The 23,860-nt window shown below is 72.9% G+C and carries 20 protein-coding genes; 12 read left to right on the top strand and 8 right to left on the bottom strand.

Annotation, left to right across the window (positions count from 1 at the left end; genetic code table 11):
- The first annotated feature begins 77 nt into the window (after positions 1–77).
- Entirely contained in the window at positions 78–1,478 is a 1,401-nt protein-coding gene (locus WQO_RS15360; protein ID WP_010063683.1) for a M1 family metallopeptidase, read from the top strand.
- Positions 1,479–1,506: 28 nt separating this feature from the next.
- Here WQO_RS15360 and WQO_RS15355 read toward each other — a convergent pair whose 3' ends face one another.
- Entirely contained in the window at positions 1,507–3,117 is a 1,611-nt protein-coding gene (locus WQO_RS15355) for a M4 family metallopeptidase (RefSeq protein WP_010063684.1), read from the bottom strand.
- Positions 3,118–3,387: 270 nt separating this feature from the next.
- The gene (locus WQO_RS15350) at positions 3,388–3,963 is read right to left on the bottom strand and encodes a TerD family protein (protein ID WP_010063685.1); all 576 of its coding nucleotides are present in this window, start codon (positions 3,961–3,963) and stop codon (positions 3,388–3,390) included.
- A 184-nt stretch (positions 3,964–4,147) separates the two neighbouring features.
- On the opposite strand from WQO_RS15350, the gene arfB reads away from it, so the two are divergent.
- Entirely contained in the window at positions 4,148–4,582 is a 435-nt protein-coding gene (gene arfB / locus WQO_RS15345) for an alternative ribosome rescue aminoacyl-tRNA hydrolase ArfB (RefSeq protein ID WP_029182636.1), read from the top strand.
- Between the two features lie 107 nt (positions 4,583–4,689).
- Here arfB and WQO_RS15340 read toward each other — a convergent pair whose 3' ends face one another.
- The gene (locus tag WQO_RS15340; RefSeq protein WP_010063687.1) at positions 4,690–5,196 is read right to left on the bottom strand and encodes a flavin reductase family protein; all 507 of its coding nucleotides are present in this window, start codon (positions 5,194–5,196) and stop codon (positions 4,690–4,692) included.
- 386 nt (positions 5,197–5,582) lie between these two features.
- Between WQO_RS15340 and cdgB the strand changes: the two genes are divergently transcribed.
- On the top strand, positions 5,583–7,241 hold the full coding sequence (gene cdgB / locus WQO_RS15335) for a diguanylate cyclase CdgB (RefSeq protein WP_010063688.1): 1,659 nt from the start codon (positions 5,583–5,585) through the stop codon (positions 7,239–7,241).
- A 144-nt stretch (positions 7,242–7,385) separates the two neighbouring features.
- Positions 7,386–8,396, top strand: coding sequence for a carbohydrate-binding protein (locus tag WQO_RS15330; protein ID WP_010063689.1), 1,011 nt, complete (start codon positions 7,386–7,388; stop codon positions 8,394–8,396).
- Positions 8,397–8,438: 42 nt separating this feature from the next.
- Here the strand turns inward: WQO_RS15330 and WQO_RS15325 are convergent, their stop codons facing one another.
- The 3 genes from WQO_RS15325 to WQO_RS15315 form a co-directional block, all read right to left on the bottom strand.
- A complete protein-coding gene (locus WQO_RS15325) occupies positions 8,439–9,365 on the bottom strand; it encodes a 1-phosphofructokinase family hexose kinase (RefSeq protein WP_010063690.1) in 927 nt (308 codons plus the stop codon).
- A gap of 177 nt (positions 9,366–9,542) precedes the next feature.
- Complete coding sequence (gene nagA / locus WQO_RS15320) at positions 9,543–10,700, bottom strand: N-acetylglucosamine-6-phosphate deacetylase (protein ID WP_010063692.1); 1,158 nt, start codon at positions 10,698–10,700, stop codon at positions 9,543–9,545.
- Positions 10,700–11,593 (bottom strand): ROK family protein, encoded by an 894-nt coding sequence (locus WQO_RS15315; RefSeq protein WP_010063693.1) that lies wholly within the window; start codon positions 11,591–11,593, stop codon positions 10,700–10,702. The genes nagA and WQO_RS15315 overlap by 1 nt, the downstream gene beginning before the upstream one ends.
- Positions 11,594–12,027: 434 nt before the next feature.
- Between WQO_RS15315 and WQO_RS15310 the strand changes: the two genes are divergently transcribed.
- Both WQO_RS15310 and WQO_RS15305 read left to right on the top strand, forming a co-directional pair.
- Complete coding sequence (locus WQO_RS15310; RefSeq protein WP_029182638.1) at positions 12,028–13,305, top strand: ABC transporter substrate-binding protein; 1,278 nt, start codon at positions 12,028–12,030, stop codon at positions 13,303–13,305.
- A gap of 69 nt (positions 13,306–13,374) precedes the next feature.
- Positions 13,375–13,647, top strand: a complete 273-nt coding sequence (locus tag WQO_RS15305) for a DUF3263 domain-containing protein (protein ID WP_010063695.1) — start codon at positions 13,375–13,377, stop codon at positions 13,645–13,647.
- A gap of 99 nt (positions 13,648–13,746) precedes the next feature.
- Here WQO_RS15305 and WQO_RS15300 read toward each other — a convergent pair whose 3' ends face one another.
- On the bottom strand, positions 13,747–14,427 hold the full coding sequence (locus tag WQO_RS15300) for a phosphotransferase (protein WP_010063696.1): 681 nt from the start codon (positions 14,425–14,427) through the stop codon (positions 13,747–13,749).
- Between the two features lie 200 nt (positions 14,428–14,627).
- Between WQO_RS15300 and WQO_RS15295 the strand changes: the two genes are divergently transcribed.
- From WQO_RS15295 to WQO_RS15280, 4 genes are all read left to right on the top strand, one after another.
- Positions 14,628–16,007: an alpha-lytic protease prodomain-containing protein gene (locus WQO_RS15295; protein ID WP_010063698.1), complete on the top strand. Its 1,380-nt coding sequence runs from the start codon at positions 14,628–14,630 to the stop codon at positions 16,005–16,007.
- A gap of 113 nt (positions 16,008–16,120) precedes the next feature.
- Entirely contained in the window at positions 16,121–16,978 is an 858-nt protein-coding gene (locus WQO_RS15290) for a dioxygenase family protein (protein WP_010063699.1), read from the top strand.
- Between the two features lie 178 nt (positions 16,979–17,156).
- A complete protein-coding gene (locus tag WQO_RS15285) occupies positions 17,157–17,666 on the top strand; it encodes a SigE family RNA polymerase sigma factor (protein WP_010063700.1) in 510 nt (169 codons plus the stop codon).
- A gap of 75 nt (positions 17,667–17,741) precedes the next feature.
- Positions 17,742–18,659: a hypothetical protein gene (locus tag WQO_RS15280; RefSeq protein ID WP_010063701.1), complete on the top strand. Its 918-nt coding sequence runs from the start codon at positions 17,742–17,744 to the stop codon at positions 18,657–18,659.
- Between the two features lie 42 nt (positions 18,660–18,701).
- On the opposite strand, the gene WQO_RS15275 is transcribed toward WQO_RS15280, so the two are convergent.
- Positions 18,702–20,396, bottom strand: a complete 1,695-nt coding sequence (locus WQO_RS15275) for a bifunctional 3'-5' exonuclease/DNA polymerase (protein WP_010063702.1) — start codon at positions 20,394–20,396, stop codon at positions 18,702–18,704.
- A 62-nt stretch (positions 20,397–20,458) separates the two neighbouring features.
- Here WQO_RS15275 and WQO_RS15270 point away from each other — a divergent pair, with 62 nt between their 5' ends.
- Positions 20,459–21,637 carry a DUF2786 domain-containing protein gene (locus WQO_RS15270; protein WP_010063703.1) on the top strand — a complete coding sequence of 393 codons (1,179 nt, stop codon included), beginning with the start codon at positions 20,459–20,461 and terminating at the stop codon, positions 21,635–21,637.
- Between the two features lie 38 nt (positions 21,638–21,675).
- Positions 21,676–23,802, top strand: a complete 2,127-nt coding sequence (locus tag WQO_RS15265) for an FUSC family protein (protein ID WP_010063704.1) — start codon at positions 21,676–21,678, stop codon at positions 23,800–23,802.
- Positions 23,803–23,860 lie beyond the last annotated feature (58 nt).

The following is a 23,860-nucleotide window of genomic DNA, read 5'->3' as shown; positions in this document are numbered from 1 at the left end:
TTCCGGCGGCGGAAACCGCCCTCCTCCCCCGAGGCGGGCGGCTCCTTCCCCCACCGGAAACCGCCTAAAATCGACCGGTGAACCCCCGCACCCCGGCCGCCGCCCCCCTCCTGCTCGCCCTGGCCCTCACCCTCCTCGGCTCGGGCTGCACCGGCGGTGTCGAGGGGGCCCCGGGCGCGGTCGGCGTGCGCGACCCGTACTTCCCCTGGCTCGGCAACGGCGGCTACGACGTCACCCACTACGGCCTGAAGCTCGACGTCGACCCCGCCGCAGGGCGGCTGCGCGGCACGGCCACCATCACCGCCCGCGCCACCCAGCATCTGAGCGCCTTCCACCTCGACCTCGCCGGGCTCGACGTGGAGAGCGCCACCGTCGAGGGGGAGCCGGCCGCCGTGAACCGGGCGGGCAAGGAGCTGACGATCCGCCCCGACGCCTCGGTGGACGACCGGATGCGCGAGGGGCGCACGTTCACCACCGTCGTGCGCTACTCCGGCTCCCCGAAGACCATCACCGACGCCGACGGCGAGGAGGAGGGCTGGCTGCGGACGGCGGACGGCTCGGTCGCCCTCGGCGAGCCGACCGGCTCCATGGCCTGGTTCCCCGGCAACCACCGCCCGGGCGACAAGGCCGCGTACGACATCGAGGTCACCGTCCCCGATCCGCTCAAGGCGATCTCCAACGGGCAGCTGGTCGCCCGGCGTACGGAGGACGGACGCACCGCCTACCACTGGCGGACCACCGAGCCGATGGCGAGCTATCTGGCGACCGTGGCCGTGGGGGAGTTCACCACCGAGCAGGCGCGCACCCCCGAGGGCATCCGGCTGTTCACCGCCGTGGACCCCGCGTCGGCGGCGGCGAGCGAGGACGTGCTCGCGGAGATCCCCGAGGTGCTGGCGTGGTCGCGGGCCAGGTTCGGGCCGTACCCCTTCACCTCCGCCGGGGCGATCGTGGAGCGCGCGGGCGACTCGACGTACGCCCTGGAGACCCAGAACCGGCCCGTCTTCCCCGGCCCGCCCGACACCGGCCTCCTCGTCCACGAGCTGGCCCACCAGTGGTTCGGGAACTCCGTCACCCCGAAGACCTGGCGGGACATGTGGCTCAACGAGGGCTTCGCCACGTACGCGGAGTGGCTCTGGGCCGCCGACCACGACGGCGTACCGGTCGGGGAGAGCTTCGACGAGGCGTACGAGGACGACGCCAACTGGGCGTTCCCGCCCGCCGATCCGCCCGCCGCCCTCGACCTCTCCGACCCGCCGGTCTACGGGCGCGGGGCCATGGTCGTGCACCGGATCCGGCTCGCGATCGACGACGACCGGGCGTTCTTCGCGCTGCTGCGCGGCTGGACCGAGAAGTACCGGCACGCCAACGCCTCCACCGACGACTTCACCGCGTACGTGGAGGAGAAGACCGGCCAGGACCTCACCGGGATGTGGGACGCCTGGCTGTACGGCGGAAGCCGGCCCGCCCGGGAGGGCTGACCGGCTTCCGTGGTTCCTACGGCTGGGGTTACTTGACGTTGACCCCGGTCCAGGTGGCCGAGACCGCCTTCAGCTCCTCGCTGTCCGCGCCGAACAGGTCGGTCGCCGCCTTCTCGGTCGCGACGCGCGCGCCCGCGTAGTCGGTGGTGGAGGTCATGTAGACCGAGAGCGCCTTGTACCAGATCTGGTACGCCTTCTCCCGCCCGATGCCCGTCAGCGTCGAGCCGTCGGAGGTCGCGGAGTCGTACTCGACGCCGTTGATCGTCTTCTTTCCGCTGCCCTCGGCGAGCAGGTAGAAGAAGTGGTTGGCGACGCCGGAGGAGTAGTGGACGTCCAGGTTGCCGAGGTTCTCGTCCCAGAAGTCGGCGGAGTTGCCGTCCTTGGAGGGCTTGTCCATGTAGCGCAGCGGGGTGCCGTCGCCGTTGATGTCGATCTTCTCGCCGATGAGGTAGTCCCCGGCGTCCGAGGCGTTGTCGGCGAAGAACTCCACCGAGGCGCCGAGGATGTCGCTGGTCGCCTCGTTGAGGCCGCCGGACTCGCCCGCGTAGTCCAGGTTGGCGGTGGCGGAGGTGAGGCCGTGGGTCATCTCGTGGGCCGCGACGTCGATCGAGGTGAGGGCGGCCTTGTTGCCCTCGCCGTCGCCGTACGTCATGCAGAAGCAGCTGTCGTCCCAGAAGGCGTTGACGTAGTTCTCGCCGTAGTGGACCCGGGAGTAGGCGGCCTTGCCGTCGCCCGCGATGCCGTCGCGCCCGAGGGCCGTCTTGTAGAAGTCCCAGGTCTTCGCCGCGCCGTAGTGGGCGTCGACGGCGGCGGTCTGCCGGTCGCCGCCCGTCCCGTCGCCCCAGGTGTCGTCGTCGTCCGTGACGAGGTCGCCGGTGCCGGACGAGCCCTGGTTCAGGTCGTACGTCTTGTGGCCGCCGCGCTCGCCGTCGGTCAGCTCGAAGCCCGCGTCGGACTTCGTGGTGGTGAGCTCGACCTCGCCGCTGTACTGGCTGTTGCCGGTGCCGGTCTCGATCGCCTCGTAGCTGTGCAGCTTCTTGCCGGTGGTGGCGTCGGTGATGGTGTGGACGCGGCTGGGCGTGCCGTCCTTCTGGACGCCCTTCTTGACGGTCTCCCAGGCGAGGACCGGGTGCTCGCCGCCCGCGTAGATCACCTTGCGGGCGCTCGCCGCGGCCTTCAGCTTCGGCGTCGTCGACGCCACGGCTATCTTCGCGTCGGTCGCCTTGTCCACGCTCTTCAGCTTGCCGGCGGCGGTGGTGTGGGTGACGAGGTCGCCGCCGAGGACGGGCAGGCCGTCGTAGGTGCGCTCGTAGCGGGTGTGGACGGTGCCCCGGGCGTCCTTGATGACGTCGCGGGCGATCAGCTTCTCCTGACCGCCGAGCTTCAGGGCCTTCGCCGCCGAGGAGGCGTCCGCCTGCGCCGACTTGATGGCCGTGGCGCGCTGCGCGGAGGGGTTCACGCCGAGGGCGGCCGCCGTGGCGGGCTTCGCCGCGGTGGTGCGGGCGTCGTCGTCGGGTGTGGCGACGGCGGTTCCGGCCTGGACTCCGGCGACGACCATCGCGGCCGTGGCCGCGAGTGCTGCGAGTCGCCGCGTGGTGCGCGGGGCGCGGGAGTTGTGGGGGGTGGTGTGGAGGTTCATGTGTGTTCTCCGTCGGTCGTCCTGTGGGGGGACTACGAGCGGAGAGCGTGCCATCGAATGAGCGAAATTGACGGTGTGCCGACAATTGCCTCACAAGTTTTTGACCAGTTCTTGTACGAATGGGGTGCTGTACTGTCCGGTATTCGGCGAAGTGGCGGGTTTCAGCGGTGCGGGACAGTCGGCTTGACGGTGGCTCAGCCACGCCGGAGCCCCCGGCCGCGATCGCGGCCGGGGGCTCCGGTGAAACTGTGGTGCGCTCGGGGCGACGGGTCAGAGGTTGACGCCGAAGTCCTGGGCGATGCCGCGCAGGCCGGAGGCGTACCCCTGGCCGACCGCGCGGAACTTCCACTCGGCGCCGTTGCGGTAGAGCTCGCCGAAGACCATGGCGGTCTCGGTGGCGGCGTCCTCGCTCAGGTCGTAGCGGGCGATCTCGGCGCCGCCGGCCTGGTTGAGGATGCGGATGAACGCGTTGCGGACCTGGCCGAAGTTCTGGCTGCGGGTCTCGGCGTCGTAGATGGAGACCGGGAAGACGATCTTGTCCACGTCGGCCGGCAGGCCCGCCAGGTTCACGTTGATCTGCTCGTCGTCGCCCTCGCCCTCACCCGTGACGTTGTCACCGGTGTGCACGATGGTCTGGTCCGGCGTCGACTTGTTGTTGAAGAAGACGAAGTGGCCGTCCGAGACGACCTTGCCCGTCGGGTTGACCGCGATCGCCGAGGCGTCGAGGTCGAAGTCGGTGCCGGTGGTGGTGCGGACGTCCCAGCCGAGGCCGACCGTGACGGCGGTAAGGCCCGGTGCCTCCTTGGTGAGCGAGACGTTGCCGCCCTTGGACAGGCTTACTGCCATGGGAAGTCCCTTTCCTCGTCGTGTGCGGGCTTCGTGCCATCACGAAAGCTACCGTCACCCGTCATAACGCAAGCAGGAGACCACGAGGTTCCTGCTCGCTTTACTTTCTTTACGAAGTTCCTCCGGACGCGGGGGGCCGCGGCAGGGCAAAAGAAGGTGACGGGCGGGGTGCGGGGGAGGGACCATGGGTGTCATGTCCGGGCCCTATGTCATCCGCGGCTCGGTCTCCCTTCCGGAGGCCGAGCTCATGTGGCGTTTCTCGCGGTCCTCCGGGCCCGGCGGTCAGCACGTCAACACCAGCGACTCCCAGGTCGAGCTGCGCTTCGACCTGGCCGCGACCGACGCGCTTCCCGAGGTGTGGAAGGCCCGGGCGCTGGAGCGGCTCGCGGGCCGGCTGGTGGGCGGGGTGGTCTCCGTACGGGCCTCCGAGCACCGCTCCCAGTGGCGCAACCGCGAGACGGCCGCCGTGCGGCTCGCCGCCCTCCTCGCCGAGGCGACGGCGCCGCCGCCCAAGCCCCGGATCAAGCGGAAGGTCCCGCGCGGGATCAACGAACGCAGGCTGCGCGAGAAGAAGCAGCGCGGTGACACCAAGCGCGGGCGCTCCGGCCGCGACTGGTAGCCGGAGGCCGCGGGCGCGCCTCCCGGCCGGGACGGGGCGTCCCGTTCAGGCGGGGGCGGGCGCGCCGGACCGACGGGTACGGGCGTCCGGGACGCCGGGACGAGGTGTCAGCCCAGCTGGCGGTAGCGCCCCTTGAAGTACGTCAGCGGGTCGCCCTCCGGGCTCGGCAGCTCCGCCGTGAGCACCCGCCCGATCACCAGGGTGTGGTCCCCGGCCACCACGCGCTGCTCGGTCCGGCACTCCAGCGTCGCCAGCGCCCCGCCGATGAGCGGCGCGTGCGTCACCTCGCCCCGTACGTACGGGACGTCCTCGAACAGCAGCCGGTCGCTGATCCGGCCCTTCATGGCGAACCGGCCCGCGATGTGCCGCTGGCTCGCGGCCAGCACGGAGACCGCCCACAGCGGCTGCTCGTCCAGCAGATCGTCCATCCGGGAGCCGTTGCGCAGGCTGACCATCACCAGGGGCGGTTCCAGGGACACGGACATGAAGGCGGTCGCCGTCATGCCCACGTCCTCGCCCCGGCCGTCCTCGTCGAGAGGCGGCTCCTGGGCGGTGACCAGCACCACCCCGGCGGCCAGCCGCGCGAGGGCGGCTCGGAACTCGTCGTTGCTCACCCCCTCAGCATGAGGGACGGTCTCGGGGCGCGGGGTGGGGGGCTTCGTCTGGAGCACACCCCGACGCTAACCGCGGGGGCCGGACGGCCGCATCGGGCCAGGGGACCAGGCAGGTCCTAGGACCGTGGAAGGGGAACGGGCGAGAGGGGGCGTGCGCGGGCGCACACAAGGGGAATCCGTTCCTCCCGGTGACCGCGGAACGATCGTCGTCGCCGTGAGTCACCGGCACCGCCCGGCCATCTGTTGTGACTTGAGTCACAGAGTCCATTTTCTGCTGACCCTGTGTACCGGGTGCACAGCTCACTGTGATTCAGTGGCGGTGACACTGCAACAAGTACGTCAATAGGAAACCTGGAGTTGCTGTCGAGGTCCCGGGGGTGCGAGCGATGGAGGCCGAGTCGGAGCCGTACGTCCGCCTGGCGACCATGCGTCAGCTGCACCAGGCCGTCGCCGATCTCAACACGGCGCGGAGTCTCGCGGACACGCTCCAGAGCGTGGTCGACGGAATCGTCGAGGGCCTCGGATACGAGCTGGCCTGCGTCAACCTGGTCCGGCCCGAAGGTGACCTCGTCATCGCCGCCTTCGCGGGCAACGCCGCCGCCGAGGCCCTGATCACCGGACGCGTCGGCTCCCGCGACTCCTGGGAACGGCGGCTCTCCATGGGTGAGGCATGGGGCAGTCTCCGCTTCATCCCGCACACCGAGGGCTGGGTCCTCCTCGACGACGACGTACCGCAGTGGCACACCGAGGGGCCCGAACCCCGGTTCGAGGACGAGTGGCATCCGCTCGACCGGCTGTACGCCCCGATGTACGCGTCGGCGGGCGGCGGGGACCTCCTCGGGGTCATATCCGTCGACCGGCCGCGCAACGGACGCCGCCCCGGCGCATGGGGGCGCGAAGCGCTCCAGATGTACGCCTCCCAGGCCGCCATCGCCATCAGCAACGCCCGCCTGCGGTCCAACATGCAGCGCGCCCTCGTCCGCCTGGAGCGGGAACAGCAGGCGCTGCGGGCCAGCGAGGAGTCCTTCCGGCAGGCCTTCGAGTACGCGCCCAGCGGTATGGCCATCGCCGAGATGGGCGGTGACCAGCAGGGCAGGCTGCTGCGGACCAACGACGCCCTGTGCCGGCTGCTCGGCCGCCCGGCCTCCGTGATGCGCCGCTACTCCTTCGCCGACCTGGTCCACCCCGAGGACATCGGCACCCTGCTGCGCACCTCCGCCGAGGGCGGCCGGGCCGAGCTGCGGCTCAGCCGCCGGGACGGCACCTACCTCTGGGTCTCGCTGCGCAACTCGGTCGTCGCGGACACCGCCGACGGGCCGCGCTTCCTGCTCACCCATGTCGAGGACATAGAGGAGCGCAAGCGCCACGAGCTGAACCTCGCCCACCGCGCCTCGCACGACGCGCTGACCGGGCTGCCCAACAGCGCCGAGCTGAAGTCGCGGCTCAGCGCCCGGATCTGCGAGCGGCCGCACTCCTCCCCGGCCGCGACCGCGATCGAGGCGCTGGACGCGGCGTACGGGGACGTCGAGTCGTCCCTCACCCACGGCTACCAGCCCGACGGCTACGAGGGTGAGGCGATCCCCGGCGGCGGGCCCTTCGACCACCATGTGCACACGGCGGCCCCGGATCCGGAGCACGACGACGGGACGAAAGGGCTCGCGGTCCTCTTCTGCGACCTCGACGGTTTCAAGTCCATCAACGACCGCTTCGGGCACCACACCGGCGACGCCGTGCTCATCGAGGTCGCCCGGCGGCTAAGCACCTGTGTGCGGGACGGCGACACGGTCGCCCGGCTCGGAGGTGACGAATTCGTCGTTCTCGCCGACGGCCTCGGGGCGGCGGACGCCGCTGACCTGGCCGTTCGCCTGAGAAATGCCATCATTCCGCCCATAAGGGTCGACGGCCGGGCGGTCCGGGTCGGGGCGAGTTTCGGCATCGGCTGGGCCGAGTGCGGCATGACCGTCGAAGAGGTCCTGCGCTCCGCCGACCAGCGGATGTACGTGGAGAAACGGTCCCGGTCGAAGGTTCACCGCAGGGCCGGATGACGTTCACGGCGGGTTCCTCCCCCTACCCCGTACCCGTTCCCCCGGAGCCGTCCCGGTGGGTGAGCGCAATTCGGGGGCTGCTCCGTTCGAGGTAGGCTCGGCCGGTCGGCGACGGCTGGCGAGATGGTGAGGAGTGACCCAGGGATGACGGCCGGGAACAACGGCGCGAGCAAGCCCGAGGACGACGATCCGTTCGGCTATCTGTACGCGGACGGACAGGCGGCAGGCGCCCAGGCGCCCGGCCAGGGCGGCTACGGCTACCCGGGTCCGGCCGCGCAGCCGGGCGTGCCCAGAACGTCCTACAACCAGGTGCGTGCCGTCGGCGAGCGCCAGTACGGCCAGCAGCAGGTGCCGCAGCAGCAGGGCGGGTACGGCTACCCGCCCCAGCAGGCGTACGGCCAGCCCGCGCAGCAGTACAACCGGCCGAACCCGCAGTACGCGGCCCCCGAGACCTACCCCGGCGGCGCGTCCCACGGGCAGCCCCCCGCCCAGGGCGGCCACGGCGGCGGCACGGGCCGCGGCGGCCCGAACACGAAAGCGCTCCTGATCGCGGCGGTCGCCGTGGTCGCGGTCGTCCTCATCGGCATCGGCGCCGCCCTGCTCACAGGCGACGACGGCGACAAGGACGACAAGAAGAACGAGGCGTCGTCCTCGGAGGGCCCCGCCGGCGAGGTCGAGGAGTCGAAGAAGCCGGAGAAGAAGCCGAAGGAGACCCCGAAGCCGGTCGAGCTGCCGAAGCAGGACGCGGCGACGCTGACGCTGGGCGGCACGGCGGCCCTGGACTCCACGGTCAAGGGCGCCAAGGGCGCGAACGGCAACTACATCAACCTGAACGAGATCGGCCGGTCGGCCACCTGGTCGGTGGAGGTGCCCGAGGCCGGCGCGTACACCCTGTACGTGACCTACGGCGTGCCCGGCAAGGACGCGAAGACGACCCTGACGGTCAACGACCAGGAGCCCCGCTCCATCAACATGAAGAACTTCGCGCAGGCCGAAGAGGGCGACCTGGAGAAGGGCTGGACCAACACCTACGCGTACGTCCAGCTCGACAAGGGCGCCAACACCCTCAAGCTGTCCTGCGAGGAAGGCGACCAGTGCGACGCCAACCTCGACCAGCTGGAGCTGAAGTCAGGCCACATCAAGAAGAACGGCTGACCGCCGGTCCCTCCGCTCACGCCCTGATCACCGGCCCGGTGGTCAGGGCGTCGGCGTGTGCGGCTCCACCGTGACGCGCGGCAGCAGCTCCGCGTAGGCCGCCGCGTCGAACTCGCCGGCCGTCGGGGCCAGCACCGTCGCCGTCGACAGGGCCACCGCCCGGGCGAGGCGCTCCGGCCAGGGCAGGCCTTCGGCCAGGGCGGAGAGCAGCCCGGCCACCGCGGAGTCGCCCGCGCCGGTCGGGTTGCCCCGCACGGGTGCGGGCGGGGCCGCCCGCCAGACGCCGTCCGGGGTGAGCGCGAGCACCCCCTCCGGGCCGAGCGAGGCGACCACGGCGTGGGCCCCGCGGCGGCGGGCGTCCCCCGCGGCGCGCAGCGGGTCGCGGGAGCCGGTCAGCCGGGCCAGCTCCTCCGCGTTCGGCTTGACCAGGTCGGGGCGGGCGGCGATGCCCCGGCGCAGCGGTTCGCCGCTGGTGTCCAGCAGCACGGGTACGGCGGCGGCGCGGGCGATCCGGACCAGTTCGGCGTACGCCCCGACGTGGATGCCGGGCGGCAGGGAGCCGCAGAGCGCGACCGCGTCGGCCCCGGCGAGCAGCTCCTCGTACGTCCGCAGGAAGGCGGCCCACTCGGCGGAGCTCACCTGCGGTCCGGGTTCGTTGAGCTGGGTGGTGTCGCCGGTCGAGCGGTCGGTGATCGCGAGGGTGCGGCGGGTGTTCCCGGCGACCTCGACGAGGGCGTCGCGCGGCGGGAGCGGGGCGAGCAGGCCGCGCAGGACGTCTCCGGTCGCGCCGCCGACGAAGCCGGTGACCACGGCGTCGTGGCCCAGCGCCCCCAGCACCCGGGCGACGTTGAGGCCCTTGCCGCCGGGGCGTTCGGTGACCTCGCCGACCCGGTGGCTGCCGTGCGGGACGAGTGCGTCGACGGTGTACGTCACGTCGAGCGCGGTGTTCAGGGTGACGGTCAGGATCACCTGGTCCGGTCCCTCCCTCGGTGCGTGGCCCCAGCGGTGCACGCCTGCCGCTTGCGGCACGCGATGCCGATGATCATGTCAAAGCGATGACGGCCGGCCCAGTCCCGGGCGCCGACCGCCATCGCTTCGTTACGTGTTCAACGGCCCGGAGGCCTCGGGTCCAAGGGCCCGGGGGCCTCAGGCCGTCTTCGGCTCGATGATCCACTCGCCCCGGCGCATGACGCCCTTGAGGACGAAGTCCTCGTCGAGGACCACCAGGTCGGCGTCCTTGCCCGCATCGAGCGAACCGACCTGGTCGTAGACGCCGAGCAGCCGGGCCGGGTTGGCGGAGATGGACCGGACGACGTCCTCGACGGGGATCTCGTCCAGGGTGACCGCCCGGCGGAACGCGGTGTCCAGGGTGAGCGTGGAGCCGGCGATCGAGCCGCCCTCCACCAGCCGGGCGACGCCGTCCTTGACCTCGACCGCGAGCGGCCCGAGGTCGTAGGAGCCGTCGCCGAAACCGGCCGCGTCCATCGCGTCGGTGATCAGCGCGACCCGTCCTGCGCCCTTGTGCCGGTAGGCCAGCTCCAGGACGGCCGGGTGCAGATGCGTTCCGTCGTTGATCAGCTCGACGGTGATCCGGTCGTCCTCCAGGAGCGCGGCGATCGGACCGGGCTCGCGGTGGGCCAGCGGCGGCATCGCGTTGAACAGATGCGTGGCGACACTCGCGCCCGCGTCGATGGCCTCGACGGTCTGCTCGTACGTCGCGTCCGTGTGGCCGATGGCGGCGATGACCCCCAGCTCGGCGAGGAGCCGCACGGAGTCGAGGCCGCCGGGCAGTTCGGTGGCGAGGGTGACCATGCGGGCGGTGCCGCGGGCGGCGTCGACCAGCTTGCGGACCTCGGCCGGGTCCGGGTAGCGCAGCAGCTGCTCGCTGTGGGCGCCCTTGCGGCACGGTGAGATGAAGGGGCCCTCGAAGTGGATCCCGGCCAGATCGCCCTGCTCGACCAGTTCGGACAGCTCGCCCGCGCGCCGGGCGAGGAAGTCCATCTCGCCGGTGACGGTGGAGGCGACCATCGTGGTGGTGCCGTGCTCGCGGTGCGTACGGATGCCGGTGAGCACCTCGTCCACGGTGCCGGAGGTGAAGGATGCCCCGCCGCCGCCGTGGTTGTGCATGTCCACGAAGCCGGGGACCACCCAGTGGCCGGAGAGGTCGACGGTCCGGGCGCCCTCCGGTGCGGAGGCGGCGATACGGGTGCCTTCGACGGTCACCCGGCCGTCCTCGACCGTGCCGGTGGGAAGCACCACCCGGGCGCCGGCGAGAACGGTGCTGTCTGCTGCGCGTGGGGCCATCAGGCGGAAACCTCCGTGGCGAGTAGATCCCAGGCGAGCAGCCCCGCGCCCAGGCATCCGGCGGTGTCCCCGAGGGCCGCCGGGACGATGTGGGGCAGCTTCTGGAACGTGATCCGTTCCTCGACGGCCGCACGCAGTGGTGTGAACAAGGTTTCCCCGGCTTCGGCGAGACCGCCACCGATGATGAGCGTGCCCGGGTCGAGCAGGGTGAGCGCGGTGACGAGGCCGGCGGCGAGCGCGTCGACCGCGTTCCGCCAGACCTCGATCGCCGCCGGGTCGCCCGACTCGACGGCTTTCGCGCAGTCCGCGGCGTCCGCCGTCGGGTCCCCGGATGCGGCGGCCCAGGCCCGGGTCACCGCGGCGGCGGAGGCCAGCGTCTCCAGGCAGCCGCGCTGGCCGCAGCTGCAGTCGGGTCCGTCCGGGCGGACGACGATGTGGCCGATCTCGCCCGCGTCCCCGTGGGCGCCCGCTTCGATGGCGCCCGCGATGCCGATGGCCCCGGCGATCCCGGTACCGAGCGGGACGAACAGGAAGCGGTCCGTGCCGCGTCCGGCCCCGATGCGCCCCTCGGCGAGCCCGCCGGTGCGGACGTCGTGGCCGAGGGCCACCGGGATGGCGCCGAGCCGCTCGGAGAGCAGGGCGCGCAGCGGTACGTCGCGCCAGCCCAGGTTCGCGGCGTACACCGCGATGCCCTGGGCGGAGTCGACGATGCCGGGCACGGCGACCCCGGCGGCGACGGCGCTCTCGCCGAGGTGCTCCTCGCCGTGGGCCCGCAGATCCGCCGCGAACGCGAGGATCGACTCGATGACCGCTTCGGCGCCGCGTTCCCGGTCGGTGGCCCGCCGCGCCTCGTGAAGGAGGGTGCCGTCGGTCCCGACCAGTGCGGCCTTCATTCCGGTGCCGCCCACATCGAGGGCGATGACATGTCTCACGGGAGACAGTTTCGCCCGCCGACCCCCAAAAGGTCTAGTCCACTAGCGCGGTTTGTTGCGCACCCATACAAAATGATGAACGAGTGAAGAACGGACCTTTTTCTTCCGGAAGATCACGTATGAGAACCCCGGATCGGCGGGAATCCGGGTCAAAGGTCTGGACCAAGATACGGGCCGGGGCCTCCGACTTCCAGTACCCGCAAGCCAGTTGTGGCCCTCAGGGCCCGTATACGTTGCCGAAGCGATACGCCGGTGGTGTAGACCTTCGCGTCGGCAATGGGGGAAAATCGCAGTTCATCCGGACGGTGCCCAGGACAGGGCGGCACTGCCGCGGCCGAACGAGGCCTGCGGCCCGCGCCATGCGCACCGCCCGTGGGCAAGGGCGATCGACGAGGATGGGCGAGGCTGTGCAGCGGCGCTTTTTGGGTCTGACCGCGGTGGTGGCCGCGCTGGGAATGACGGCAACGTTGTCGGCCTGCGGTGGTGACGCCGGCTCGGGCGACGTCACGCTGAAGCTGGTCGCCGCGGACTACGGCACCGGTCCGGAGAACAGCTCCGAGAAGTACTGGAGCGGGGTCGCCTCGGGCTTCGAGAAGGAGCACCCCGGCATCAAGGTCGAGGTCACCGTCCTCTCCTGGAAGGACGTCGACCGCGAGGTCGCCGCGATGGTCAAGGCGGGCAACGCGCCGGACATCGCCCAGATCGGCGCCTACGCGGACTACGCCAAGGCGGGCAAGCTCTACAGCGCCGACGAGATGCTCGCCATCCGCACCGCGGCCAACTTCCTGCCCTCGCTCACCGACGCGGGCAAGGTCGACGGCACGCTGTACGGCCTGCCCTTCGTCGCCAGCACCCGGCTGCTCTTCTACAACCAGAAGCTCTTCCAGCAGGCGGGCCTGGACGCCCCCGAGACCTGGGACGACATCAGCAGCGACGCCGCGGCCCTCAAGGCGAAGGGCGTCGACTACCCCTTCGCCCTACCGCTCGGCCAGGAGGAGGCCCAGGCCGAGACCCTGATGTGGCTGCTCAGCGGCAACGGCGGCTACACGGACGACGTCGGCTCGTACGACATCGACTCGGCCGAGAACGTCGCCACGTTCCGCTGGCTGCGGGACAACCTCGTCGGCAAGGGCCTCACCGGCCCGGTCGCGCCGGGCAAGCTGGACCGGGCGAAGGCCTTCGAGGCGTTCACCGCCGGCAAGGTCGGCATGCTCAACGGCCACCCGACCCTGATGGACGAGGCCGAGGCCAAGGGCGTCAAGGTCGGCATGGTGCCGCTGCCCGGCGCCGACGGCCCGACCAAGGGCTCCATGGGCGTCGCCGACTGGATGATGGGCTTCAAGGAGAACGGCCACCGCAAGGAGATCGGCACGTTCCTCGACTACGCCTACTCCGACGAGAACGTGCTGGAGTTCGCCGAGCAGTACGACCTCCTCCCGGTGACCGGCAGCGCCTCCGCCGCGATGGAGACCGACAAGAAGCACAAGAAGCTGCACGAGTTCCTGGCCGCCCTGCCCAACTCGACCCTGCCCCCGTTCGGCAAGACGTCCTGGGCCACGGTCAGCGACACGATCAAGAGGAAGATCGGCGGCGCGGTCGCGCCGGGCAGCAACCCCGAGAGCATCCTCGGCGAGATATCCGCCGAGGCGGCACAGGCGGAAGCCGCCGAGTAGCGGCCGCGGGCGGCGCGGGCGGCGCCGGGCCGCGCGTGGGTGTCGGGGGCGGGTATTAGGTTGGTTGACATGACCGCCCCCGACGAGCACCACGATGGACCGGCCGCGCCCGGTGCGGACGAGCTGTCCGTACGGGACCGGGCCCTGCTCGCCCTGGAGCGGCGGCCCTGGCCGGGGCCCGGGGCGAAGGAGCGGGCGATCCGCGAGGAGCTCGGGATCTCGCCGGTCCGCTACTACCAGCTGCTGAACGCGCTGATCGAGGACGAGCGGGCGCTGCGGGAGGATCCGGTCACGGTGAACCGGCTGCGGCGGGTGCGGGACGCGCGGCGCACTCGCCGCTGAGGCTTCGTGTCGGGGGCTCCGCCCCCGCGCCCCCGCTCCTCAATCGCCGGAGGGGCTGGAACGTGCCGGAGGCACTCGGACGTGCCGGCGGGGCTTGATCTACGGCGAGGAATCCAGCACCAAATCCACCGCCTCGTCCAGGCGGCCCCGTTCAGCCTCCGTCAGATACGGGTTCTGCTGCTGGCGGGTCCGGGCCAGCGCCAGATCGGTGGCCGACGCGCCCCCGTCGTCGGCGAGTTCGGCGAGGAGCGCCGCCAGCAGCGGCCGTACGTCGGCCCCGGCCGGAAACGCCGGGTCCAGCGCGATCCGGGCCAGGGTCAGCGCCGACATCGCCCGGTCGAGGCCGGGCGGGCCCTCCGCCGCGCTGGACCAGTCGATCACCACCGCGCCCTCGGCCGTCAGCATCACGTTCTCCGGATGCAGGTCCAGATGGAGCACACAGTCCTCCGGGTTCGTCGAGACCCGGGGCGGTATCGCGTGCAACTCCCGTAGCAGCCGGGCGAGCAGGGCCCCCGCCTCGGCCACCCCCAGCCGCCCCGCCGGCAGGGCCTCGGCCAGGGTCGGGCCGGTCAGTCGCTGGAGCACCAGATCCGTGGGGCGGGCCCCCTCGGCGGGCGGACCGATGCGCGGCACCGGGAAGCCGAAGGCGCCGACGTAACTCATCACGGCCAGCTCCTCCGTGGTGTCGGAGCGGTCCCGGGAGCGGCGAAGGACCCAGGAGCCGTCGAGTGCGTACACGTCGGCGGTGCGTCCCGAGCCCAGAAGTTGCCCTGTGTGCATGAGGGCGAACCTACCCGGGCGCCCCGCCGAAAGGGAGACGGCTTCCGTCACCCGGAGGGCGTCCGGCCCCCATAACGCGGAGGGAGGGGGGTGAACGGGATCTCCTGTGCCGGGTGTCACCGCCGTTACGGTTTCGGCAATTCCCTGGTCCGGACCAACCCCCGCCGGATCGGGACACCCCCTGAACCAAGGAGAATCACGTGGAGAGAACCACGCTCCGCAGACGCGCCCTCGCCGCCGGCACCGCCACGGTGGCCGTGGGCGCGCTCGCCCTCGCCGGGCTGACCGGCGTGGCGTCCGCCGACCCCGCGGGGAGCACCGCCGCGCCGGTCTCCGCCGACAGCCTGTCGCCCGGTTTGCTGGCCGCCATGGAACGCGACCTCGGCCTGGACGCGGACGACGCCCGGAGCCGGATAGCGAACGAGTACCGTGCCGCAGCCGTCGCCGCGGGTCTGGAGAAGTCCCTCGGCGCCGACTTCGCCGGAGCCCGGGTCAGCGGCGGGAAGGCGACCCTGACCGTCTCCACCACCGACGCCTCCCACGCCGCCCGCATCACCGGGGCCGGGGCGAAGGCCGAGGTCGTCGCCCACAGCCTGGACCGGCTCGAAGGCGTCAAGAAGGCCCTCGACAGGTCCGCGCTGCGCAAGGCCCCGAAGGACGTGCCCGTCTGGTACGTCGACGTCGAGGCCAACCGGGTCGTCGTGAACGCCGCGAGCACCGCCGCCGGAACGGCGTTCCTCAAGGCGGCCGGGGCCGACAGCTCCCTCGTCACCGTCGCCCGCTCCGCCGAGAAGCCCCGCACCTTCGCCGACCTGCGGGGCGGCGACGCGTACTACATGAACGGCTCCGGCCGCTGTTCCATCGGCTTCTCCGTCAAGCGCGGCACCCAGAACGGCTTCGCCACCGCGGGCCACTGCGGCCGGGCCGGCACGACCACCAACGGCTTCAACCAGCAGGCCCAGGGCACCTTCCAGGGCTCCACCTTCCCCGGCCGCGACTACGCCTGGGTCGCCACCAACGCCAACTGGACCCCGCGCCCGACGGTCAACGGCTACGGGCGGGGCGACGTCACCGTCGCCGGATCCACCGCTTCCGTCGTCGGCGCCTCGGTCTGCCGCTCCGGCTCCACCACCGGCTGGCACTGCGGCACCATCCAGCAGCTGAACACCAGCGTCACCTACCCGGAGGGCACCATCTCCGGAGTGACCCGCACCAGCGTCTGCGCGGAGCCCGGCGACTCCGGCGGCTCCTACATCTCCGGCAACCAGGCGCAGGGCGTCACCTCCGGCGGCTCGGGCAACTGCTCGTCGGGCGGCACGACGTACTTCCAGCCGCTCAACCCGCTGCTCCAGGCGTACGGGCTGACCCTGGTCACCAGCGGTACGCCCACCGACCCGCCCACCACGCCGCCGACCGACCCGCCCACCGACCCGCCGGGCGGCACCTGGGCGGCCGGCACCGCGTACGCCGCCGGAGCCACGGTGACGTACGGCGGAGCGACCTACCGCTGCCTCCAGGCGCACACGGCGCAGCCCGGCTGGACCCCCGCGGCCGTCCCCGCCCTCTGGCAGCGGATCTGAGGGCCCCGGGCCCGGCCCGGCGCCCCCGTACCAGCACCTCCTGAACCTCCCCGCCTCCCGCCTCCCGCGTCGAGGCTCCCCGAGGACTCCGAGGAACCGTCATGACCCCACAAATGGACAACGCGAACCCCCACGACCCGGACGCGTCCGACGAGGCGTCCGGCGACCGGCGGATCAGCCGCAAAGGTCTCCTGAAGGCCGCGCTCGTCGCGAGCGCCGCGCCCCTGCTCGCCGGAGGGAGCGTCGCGCTCGCCCGCGACGCCGCCGCCACCGGGAACGGGCCCCTGGCCCCGACCCCGGAGTGCGACGACGGCGACGACACGACGCCGCCGCAGATGGAGGGGCCGTACTTCAAGCCCAACTCGCCGCGCCGCACCAGTCTGGTGACCCCGAGCACCCCCGGCGTACCGCTCACCGTGAGCGGCTACGTCTTCGGCCGGGCCTGCCGGCCCATCTCCGGAGCCCTGCTCGACTTCTGGCAGGCAGACACGAACGGGGCATACGACATGGCCCGGTTCAACTTCCGGGGGCATCAGTTCACCGGTGCGGACGGCTCGTTCAGCCTCACCACGATCGTGCCGGGCCTCTACCCCGGCCGCACGCGCCACATCCACGTGAAGGCGCAGGCACCCGGCGGCCGCATCCTCACCACCCAGCTGTACTTCCCGAACGAGCCCCGCAACAACACCGACGCCCTGTTCGACCCCGAGCTGCTGATGAACGTCCGCAACGTCGGGAACGGGCGGCAGGGCTCCTTCGACTTCGTCCTGGACGTCGCCCAGACGCCGGGCCCGACCGATCCGCCCACCGACCCACCCACCGAGCCGGGGACCAGCTGGGCCGCCGGCACCTCCTACCGCGCGGGCGACCGCGTGACCTACGGCGGGGTCGCCTACCGCTGTCTGCAGGCGCACCAGGCCGTCTCCGGCTGGGAGCCGCCGAACGTCCCCGCGTTGTGGGAGCGCGGGTAGACGACAGGAACAGCGAGCGCACCACCGCCCGCGCCCCGTTCACGCCGTCCGGCGCGTGAACGGGGCGCTTCCGCGTGCGGGGCCGGAAGAAGTTCTCGCGGACCGCCTGAAACATTCGCCCGGTCCCGTCGCGTCGTAGAGGGGGAAGGGCGGAACGGGTGGGCTGACGGGGGAGAACATGAAAGCTGCGCGTACCGACGAGTTCAGAGTGTTCGCGGCCGGCCGGGCGGGCCATCTGTTCCGCTCGGCCTGCCTGTTGACCAGCGGCGATGTGCATCTTGCCGAAGACCTGGTGCAGGAGACGCTGAGCCGGATGTATGTGACGTGGGGCCGCGCCCGCCGGATCGACAACCCGGCGGCGTACGCGCAGACCGTGCTGGTGAGGACCTTCCTGACCCATCGGCGGCGCCGCTCCGCGAGCGAACGCCCGCTGGCCGAACTGCCCGAGGGCGCTTCGGCCGAACCCGACGACCCCGCGCTCCGGATGACGCTGCTGCGCGCCCTGTCCCACCTGGCGCCCAAGGACCGCGCGGTCGTGGTCCTGCGGTACTGGGAGGACCGCAGCATCGAGGAGACCGCCGCCGCCCTCCAGGTCAGCCCGGCCGCCGTACGGACCCGCTGTGTGCGGGCGCTCGGGCGGCTGCGGGAGCACCTAGGCGGCAGCATCGCGGAGTTCGCCGCCCGCTGACGTCGGGGCCCCCGGCCCTTGTGGTCGGAGAACTGTCGAGCAATCCGATACGAGTACGAGAAGTGGTGGTTCCCCATGCCCAGCGAAGACGAGCCCCCGTTCGAGGACAGCCTCGGTACGGAACTGCGCCGCGCCGGAGAGACCTTCGACCTGTCCGGCCGCACCGCCCTGGTGGACGGCGCGCTGGAACAGGGGCGGCGCACCGTGCGCCGCCGTCGGGTCGCCGCCGTGGCCGGAAGCGTGCTGACCCTGGCCCTCATCGGCGGCGGAGTCACCTTCGCCACCGGCCAGTCGGGCACCTTGGGCGACGGGGTGAACGTCGCGAGCAGCGGCCCGGTCGGGCAGACGGCCACCCCTGCGGTGACCCCCACGGACGCCGCCACGCCGACGCCGACGGCCACACCCGAGGAGGCCGGGACGGTCGCCCCCTCGCCGTCGGAGCCTTCGGACAAGCCGACGGCCGGGTCCGCCACCGCCACCCCCACGGCGGGTACGGGCACCGGTGAGCCCTCGCCGGACCCCGCCTCGCGCGGAACGCACGACGCCGGGGAGCCGGCGCCGCCGCTCGACCACACGCTGCTGATGCCCACCTTCCGCGCGCTGCTGCCCGAGGGTCTGACCGTGACGGACGTGACGGACAGCGGGGGCGAGTTCGCCTCGGTCGTCGTGAACGACGGCAAGGGCCGTTCCCTCGTGCAGATCAATGTGCAGCAGGACATGCGGGACGTCGCCCACCAGCTGTACGGCGACGCGACCACGCTGCCTGATGGCACCCTGCTCGCCACCTCGAAGAAGCCCGGCGAGAAGGGCGGCGCGGGGGTCGTCATGTGGACGGCCGACAGCATGCGCCCGGACGGCATGCGGGTCGTCGTCTCGGCCTTCAACTCCGGCGAGCAGTCGAGCGCCGCCACCCGCAAGGCGCCCGCGCTCACCATGGACCAGCTCACCGCCCTGGTCATCAGCCCGGAGTGGCCGAAGCTCCAGCAGCGGTAGGCCGGGGGTACAGGCGCTTTCCCGGCTGTCCCGTCCGGACGGTCACTTCGCGTCCGCGTACCGCTCCACCACCGCCACCGTGAAGGGGAAGCGCACCGGCGTCTCCCCGAAGGCGGTCCGCCCGGCCAGCTCGCCCGCCGCGCGGATCGCCTCGGCGACGGCGGCGCTCTCCTCGGCCGGGCAGTGCACGATCACCTCGTCGTGCTGGAAGAACACCAGCTGCGCCCGCAGTCCCTGTTCGAAGAGGGACCGGCGCAGCCCGGCCAGGAGCAGCAGCGCCCAGTCGGCGGCGCTGCCCTGCACCACGAAGTTACGCGTGAAGCGCCCCCGGGCCCGGGCCGTGCCGCCGCCCGACGCGGCCCCGGGCCCCTCGGTGTCACCGGAGCCTGCCGGGTCCTCCTGGGGGATGCCCGCCTCCTCGTCCTGGCCCGCCAGCGCGACCGGCGGGCTGGTGCGGCCCAGCCAGGTCCGCACCACGCGCCCCTCCTCGCCCGCCCGTGCCGCGTCGTCGACGTAGGCGACGGCCAGCGGGAAGCGGCGGCGCAGCGCGGCCAGGTTCTTCAGCCCGTCGCCGGAGGTCTGGCCGTAGACCGCGCCGAGCAGCGCCAGCTTGGCGTGCTCGCGGTCGCCGGAGAACGCCCGGTCGGACAGGGCTTTGTAGAGGTCGCCGTCATGACCGGCCACCTCCATCAGCCCCCGGTCGCGGGAGATCGCCGCCAGCACCCGGGGCTCCATCTGGTCGGCGTCCGCGACGACGAGCCGCCACCCCGGATCGGCGACGACGGCCTGCCGGATCACCTTGGGGATCTGGAGCGCCCCGCCGCCGTTGGTCGTCCAGCGGCCGCTGACCGTGCCGCCCGGCTGGTACTCCGGGCGGAAGCGGCCCTCGCGCACCCAGTCCTGGAGCCAGGACCAGCCGTGCGCGGTCCAGATCCGGTACAGCTTCTTGTACGCGATCAGCGGCTCGACCGCCGGATGGTCCACCTCCTCCAGCTCCCACCGCCGGGTCGACTTCACCCGGATCCCGGCCTGCGCGAACGCCTTCACCACATCGGCGGGCAGATCCGGGCGGACCCTCCTGCCGAACGCCGCCGAGACCTCGTCCGCCAGCTCGGCGAGTCTGCGGGGCTCGCCGCCGCCCGCGTACCGCTCGCCCAGCAGGCCGTTCAGCAGCTCCCGGTGGACGTCGGCGCGCCAGGGCAGCCCGGCCCGGTGCATCTCGGCGGCCACGAGCATCCCCGCCGACTCCGAGGCGGTCAGCAGCCGCATCCGGTCCGGGTGCTCCGCCGCGTCGTGGCGGCGCAGCTGGTCCGCGTAGACCCGCAGGAGCCCCTCGAACGGCACGTCGGTCCCCGACGACGCCTCGAAGAGGGAGGACTGGGCGCCCGGTTCGGCTGACCGGGCGGGCGGATCGGGCGGCACCGGTCCGCTGTCGAGGCGGGCCAGCGCGGCTGCGGCCGACCGGGGCTCGCCGAGCCGTCCGGCGTGGCCGAGGAGCAGCAGCTCGGCGCACTCGATGTCGTAGCACCGCTCGACCCGCACCCCGGCGGCGAGCAGCCGGGGGTAGATCGCGGCGGTCGACCGCCACACCCAGCGGACCACGTCGGGGCGGGAGCGGACCGCCTCGACGAGGTCGGGCTCGGCGACGACGGGGCCGGCGGGCGTGCCGTCGCGGGCGAGCGGCGCGAGCAGCGCCCCGCCCCCGTCCGCGGCCGCCACCGCCCACCGTTCGGTCATGGGTGCGAGTCTGGCACCCGCCACTGACAACGCCCGGAAGCCGCGCGCCTACCCTTGGCCGGATGGAATCCGTGATCGACCGGGCGTGCGCGGCGGCCCTCTACGCGGAGGGCGACGCCGCCCTGGACACCGGCGCGTCCCTGCTCGCCGCGGCCCCGGACGCCGACGACGAGGCGCACCGGCGCGGCGAGGAGTTCGTGCGCCGGGCGTGGGAGCGCGGCTGGCACCCCGCCGACCTGGTCCGGTTCGTCCGCCGGGAGCTGGACGAGCGGCGGGCGGCGCTGGCCGGGACCCTGATCGCCGCCGAGACCGCCCGGTACGCGGAGCTGCCGCCCCGGTGGCGGCAGCAGCTCTCCGAGCTGGTGCCGCCCGTCGAGCGCAACCGGCCCGACCGGTTCAGTTACGCCGCCGATCTGCTGGAGCTCTACCGGGTACTGCTGCGGCTGCCCGCCATCGAGCCCGTGGGACCGCCGCCCGGCGCCGCCGCCGACCACCTGCACCGGCCGCCCGCCGCCGACGAGCCCCGCATGCTCACCCGGATCAGGGCGCTGCTGGCGAAGGCGGAGGCGACCGGCTTCCCGGAGGAGGCCGAGGCGCTGACCACCAAGGCGCAGGAGCTGATGGCCCGGCACACCATCGACGAGGCCCTCCTCGCCGCCCGGACCCGGAGCCGCGAGACCCCGGGAGCCTGCCGGATCGGGGTGGAGCCCCCGTACGAGAGCGCCAAGGCGGTCCTGCTGGACGCCGTCGCCTCCGCGAACCGCTGCCGGGCCGTGTGGAACGAGGACCTGGCCTTCTCCACCGTCGTCGGCTTCGACGCGGACCTGGAGGCGGTCGAGCTGCTGTTCACCTCGCTGCTCGTCCAGGGGACGACGGCGATGACCCGGGCGGAGGCCGGACAGCGCGCCGGAGGCCGTAAGCGGACCAAGACCTTCCGGCAGGCGTTCTGGATGGGGTACGCCCAGCGCCTGGGGCGGCGGCTGACCGCCGACGCCGAGCGGATCACGGCGGAGGCGGACACCGGTACAAGCACAACAGGAGCAGGCGGCGGACTGCTTCCCGTCCTCGCCGCCCGGGACGTCGCGGTCGCCGACACCGCCGAGCGGATGTTCCCGAGGACCACGACCACCCGGCTCCGCGGGGTCTCCGATCTGGCGGGCTGGACGCACGGCACCGAGGCCGCCGACCGGGCCCGCACGGGCGGCGCGTCCCACCGACCCGACGGAGAGATCACGTCGTAAGTCGGGCTTGTCCGACTATGCACCGTTAGGCTCGGCCCATGAGCTGGCTCCGGGCGCTGAAGGAGACCGCCCGCTCGGGGCTGGAGATCGAGCGGCAGAAACTGGAACCCCTCATCGCGCTGCGCGGTGCGGCCGGACTCGCCCTCGTCGTCGGCGTCAGCCTCCTGCTGTTCGGTCCGGAGATCGCGGCGAGCTCCGCGTTCGGCGCGTTCCAGGCGGCCATCGCCACCTTCCAGCGCAGCTGGCGGCCGCGCCCCGTCCTCGCCCTGGTCTCCGGGGCGAGCCTCGCCGTCTCGACGTTCGTCGGGTACGTCAGCGGCGCGCACGTCGTGCTCTTCCTCTGCCTGCTCGGCCTCTGGACCTTCCTCGCCGGGCTCGCCTGGGCCGCGGGCCCCACAGCGGGCATCATCGCCGCGTCCAACGTCGCGATCATGCTGGTGACCATCACCCTGCCCACCTCGGTCGTGGACGCCGCCGCCCACGCGGGGATGATCGCCGTCGGCGGCCTGGTGCAGGCCGCGCTCATCGTGCTCTTTCCGGTCCGCAGATGGGGCGCCCAGCGCGACGCGCTCGCCGACGCCCTGGCCGCCGAGGCCGACTACGCCCGCCGGCTGCGCCACGACCCGGTCGTCCCCTTCGACCCGCTGCCTCTGATGACCGCCCGCAGCGCCGCCGCCGTCACCCCGCGCGAGGCCCGCCGCCGCCCCGCCGAGCTGCGCGGGGCCCGGGGGGTGGCCGAGCGGCTGCGCCCGGTGCTGGCCTCGCTGGCGGACCCGGCGATGGGGGTGCCCGGCGACGGCCTGGAGCGGCTCTGGGTGAACGAGCTGCTGGGCGCGGCCGGATCGGTCCTGGACGCCGCCGCGCGGGCCGTCCGGTACGGCGAACCCGTCCACCTCTCCGCCACCGACCTGGGCGTCCTGAAGACCCCCGACAACGACGTGATCCTCGTCGGCCCCGCCCGCCGCGCCGCCGACCGGCTCTCGGCCCTGCTCGACGACGTCCTGGAGATCGCGGAGGGCACGGGGACCGACAGCGGGATCCCCACGGACCTCGCCCCGGACACCCGGCACCGGCCCTCGCTGCTGAAGCTGGTCCCGGTGGTGCTGGCCGCGATGCGCCGCGAGATGCACCACGGCTCGCCGATCCTGCGCCACGCGATCCGGGTCGCGGTGGTCGCCGTCTCCGGCTACTTCGTGGGCGAGGCGGTACCGCTCGGCCACGGCTACTGGGCGCCGATGACCGCCGTCATGGTGATGCGGCCCGACTTCTCGCAGACGTACGCCCGCTCCGCCGGACGCTTCGGCGGCACCCTGGTCGGGGTCGGGCTCGCCACCGCGATCGTGCAGACCGCCCACCCCGACGCCCGGCTCTCCGCGCTCCTCGCGGTTATCTGCGCCGGGCTGATGTACCTGCTGATGGGCACCGGCTACGCGGTCGGCCAGGTCTGCGTCGCCGCGTACGTCGTCTTCCTGCTCGGCATGGCCGGCGACGACTGGTCCCAGACCGTCACCGAACGCATCGTGCTGACCCTCGTCGGCGGACTCCTCGCGATGGCCGCGTACGCCCTCTACCCGGCCTGGGAGACCCCGCGGCTGCGCAACCGGCTGGCCGAGTGGCTGGTGGCGGACGGCCGGTACGCGGCCACGGTCGTCGACCGGTACGCCGACCCCGCCTCCCGGGACGACGAGGACGTCCGGGACGCGCTGATCGCCACCCGGGAGGCCCGTGTCGCGTGGCAGGAGGCGCTGGCGACCGCCCAGCACGAACCCGTACGCCACCGGGGCATCTCCCGGGCCGCCGCCACCGACGCCCAGCACGCGCTGGCCCAGCTGGGCCGGTCCGCGATGGTCCTGGAGGCCCATCTGCCGGCCCGGTCGGCCGACCCGGTGCCCGGCGCGGCCCAGTTGGCCGAGGCGCTGCGCCGCGCCACCGAGAAGGGCGCCAAGGCCGTACGGGAGCGGCGGCTGCCCGACTGGCAGCCGGTGGTGGACGCGGTGGCCCACTGGGACATGCCCACCCCGACGGACGACGGCACGACACCGGTCGGCGACCCGGTGGTGCGCCGGGGCGCGGCGCTGTTGCTGGACGCGCTGGAGGAGTTCACCCGCGCCCTGGACGAACGCGGCGGCTCCACCCGCGTCAGCAGCGTCCTCGCCGACAGCTGAGCGCCCGCGGCGGCGGCCTCACGGCGCGTGGCTCTACGGCGTGTGGCTCTACGGCGCG

Origin of the sequence: Streptomyces globisporus C-1027 (assembly GCF_000261345.2) — a bacterium.
Lineage (GTDB): Bacteria > Actinomycetota > Actinomycetes > Streptomycetales > Streptomycetaceae > Streptomyces > Streptomyces pakalii.
Note: the sequence above shows the minus strand (reverse complement) of the source record. Positions and strands in the feature narration are given on the sequence as shown.

Bases quoted from the DNA above. Each gene is read 5' to 3' on its own strand.
- WQO_RS15270 (WP_010063703.1), top strand. From the start codon at position 20,459: ATGGAATCCGTGATCGACCGGGCGTGCGCGGCGGCCCTCTACGCGGAG.
- WQO_RS15265 (WP_010063704.1), top strand. From the start codon at position 21,676: ATGAGCTGGCTCCGGGCGCTGAAGGAGACCGCCCGCTCGGGGCTGGAG.
- WQO_RS15330 (WP_010063689.1), top strand. From the start codon at position 7,386: ATGACGGCCGGGAACAACGGCGCGAGCAAGCCCGAGGACGACGATCCG.
- WQO_RS15350 (WP_010063685.1), bottom strand. From the start codon at position 3,963: ATGGCAGTAAGCCTGTCCAAGGGCGGCAACGTCTCGCTCACCAAGGAG.
- cdgB (WP_010063688.1), top strand. From the start codon at position 5,583: ATGGAGGCCGAGTCGGAGCCGTACGTCCGCCTGGCGACCATGCGTCAG.
- WQO_RS15275 (WP_010063702.1), bottom strand. From the start codon at position 20,396: ATGACCGAACGGTGGGCGGTGGCGGCCGCGGACGGGGGCGGGGCGCTG.
- WQO_RS15355 (WP_010063684.1), bottom strand. From the start codon at position 3,117: ATGAACCTCCACACCACCCCCCACAACTCCCGCGCCCCGCGCACCACG.
- WQO_RS15310 (WP_029182638.1), top strand. From the start codon at position 12,028: ATGGGCGAGGCTGTGCAGCGGCGCTTTTTGGGTCTGACCGCGGTGGTG.
- WQO_RS15315 (WP_010063693.1), bottom strand. From the start codon at position 11,593: ATGAAGGCCGCACTGGTCGGGACCGACGGCACCCTCCTTCACGAGGCG.
- WQO_RS15300 (WP_010063696.1), bottom strand. From the start codon at position 14,427: ATGCACACAGGGCAACTTCTGGGCTCGGGACGCACCGCCGACGTGTAC.
- nagA (WP_010063692.1), bottom strand. From the start codon at position 10,700: ATGGCCCCACGCGCAGCAGACAGCACCGTTCTCGCCGGCGCCCGGGTG.
- arfB (WP_029182636.1), top strand. From the start codon at position 4,148: ATGGGTGTCATGTCCGGGCCCTATGTCATCCGCGGCTCGGTCTCCCTT.
- WQO_RS15305 (WP_010063695.1), top strand. From the start codon at position 13,375: ATGACCGCCCCCGACGAGCACCACGATGGACCGGCCGCGCCCGGTGCG.
- WQO_RS15290 (WP_010063699.1), top strand. From the start codon at position 16,121: ATGGACAACGCGAACCCCCACGACCCGGACGCGTCCGACGAGGCGTCC.
- WQO_RS15285 (WP_010063700.1), top strand. From the start codon at position 17,157: ATGAAAGCTGCGCGTACCGACGAGTTCAGAGTGTTCGCGGCCGGCCGG.
- WQO_RS15280 (WP_010063701.1), top strand. From the start codon at position 17,742: ATGCCCAGCGAAGACGAGCCCCCGTTCGAGGACAGCCTCGGTACGGAA.